Raw genomic sequence first — 1613 nt, 5'->3', positions numbered from 1 at the left:
CGGCCGCCGGGCCCCGCCCGCCCTGCGCCGGGCTGGAACGCGCGCCGGGCGGGGAACATGGCGTCGAAGCGGTCGAACAGCTCGCGCCGGTACTGCTCCGCCAGATCCTTGTCCTGCACGGCCGAGGCGGCCTGGCGCAGCCGCCCCTTGAGACCCGCGCGCCGCTCCGGCGTGTCCAGCGGCTCGACCTCGGCCTCCTTCTGGAACAGCACCTCGGCGAACGGCCGCGGGGCGGACAGCGCCTGCCGCAGCGCCGGCGCCCCCTTGTCGCGCAGGATGTCGTCCGGGTCCTGCCCCGCCTCCAGCAGGGCGAAACGGAACGACCGGCCCGACTTCAGCTGCGGCAGGGCCCGGTCGATGGCGCGGTAGGCCGCCCGCCGTCCGGCGGCGTCGCCGTCGAAACACAGCACCGGCTCGGACGACACCCGCCACAGCCGCTCCATCTGCTCCTCGGTCAGGGCCGTGCCCATCGGGGCCACCGCCGGAATGCCGGCTCGCTGGCAGGCGATGACGTCCATATAGCCCTCGACCACCACGATGGCCTGGCCGTCGCGGCTCTCGGCCCCGAGGATGCGGCGCGCCTCGGGCAGGCCGTACAGGGTCGCGCCCTTGTGAAAGAGTGGGCTCTCCGGCCCGTTCAGATATTTGGCGCGGTCGTCCGGGTTCATCGCCCGGCCGCCGAAGCTGACGATCCGTCCGCGCGCGTCGAGGATGGGGAACATCAGGCGGTCGCGGAACCGGTCATAGGGCGTGCCGCCGCCCTCGGGCGCGATCAGCATGCCGGCCTCGACCAGATCGCCCGGCTTAGCCCCGCGTTGGACCAGGGCGTTCTTCAGTCCCTCGCGGTCGTTGGGCGCATAGCCGAGGCCGAACCTCTCCCACTGGTCCTCGGGAAGGCCCCGCTTCTCCAGATATTCGCGCGCGGCCTTGCCCGGAGAGCGGCGCAGATTGGCCGCGAACCATTTCTGGGCCAGGTCCATCCAGTCGGTCAGTCCCTGACGCTTCTGCTCGCGCTCGGCGGCCTGCGGGTCCTCGGCCGGCAGGGCCATGCCCGCCTCCCCGGCCAGCCGCTGGACCGCCTCAACGAACGACAGCCGCTCGGTCTCCTGCAGGAAGCTGATCACGTCGCCGTGCTTGCCGGACGAGAAGTCGTGGAAGAAGCCCTTGTCGTCGTTGACGAAGAAGGACGGCGACTTCTCCTTGGTGAAGGGCGACAGGCCGACGTATTCGCGTCCCTGACGCTTGAGCTTCACCGTCCGCCCGATGATGTCGGACGGCCGAAGGCGGGCCTTCAGTTCTTCAAGGAAGCGTTCGTCGAAGCGCACCTGCGCCTTATAGCGCGCGACTCGCCTCAGCGGGGGCATTTACCTCTGGTTAACCACAAAGGCCGGATTGCGGCCATAACAGCCTGATTATGCCCGCAATTTTCTCAGATAACGGAACGATCCACAGGCCTGTGGATTAACCATGTCGCCGCAAGAAGTCGGCGGAACCCGCCCAGCGCCGCCAGGTGGCGCTTCCGAAAGTCGCTGATCGTCCGAAAGTCCGGCTTCTGCATCGCCGTCACCGCCATGAAGTCCACCCGCTCCTCGCAGGCCTTGGCGATCCGCCGG

At 69.3% G+C, this 1613-nt stretch carries 1 protein-coding gene and 1 pseudogene; both read right to left on the bottom strand.

Translation table 11 applies throughout. From position 1 onward, the window contains the following. The coding region (gene dnaG, locus RDU12_RS15660) for a DNA primase (RefSeq protein WP_308685589.1) at positions 1–1325 on the bottom strand (1325 nt) is incomplete at its 3' end. A gap of 173 nt (positions 1326–1498) precedes the next feature. Further along, a pseudogene (locus tag RDU12_RS15655) lies at positions 1499–1613 on the bottom strand (transposase); the annotation flags it as partial.

The organism is Brevundimonas sp. (assembly GCF_031082345.1).
In the GTDB taxonomy this organism is placed as follows: domain Bacteria; phylum Pseudomonadota; class Alphaproteobacteria; order Caulobacterales; family Caulobacteraceae; genus Brevundimonas.
The sequence above is the reverse complement of the archived record's forward strand: the minus strand, read 5'-3'. Positions and strand labels throughout refer to the sequence as shown.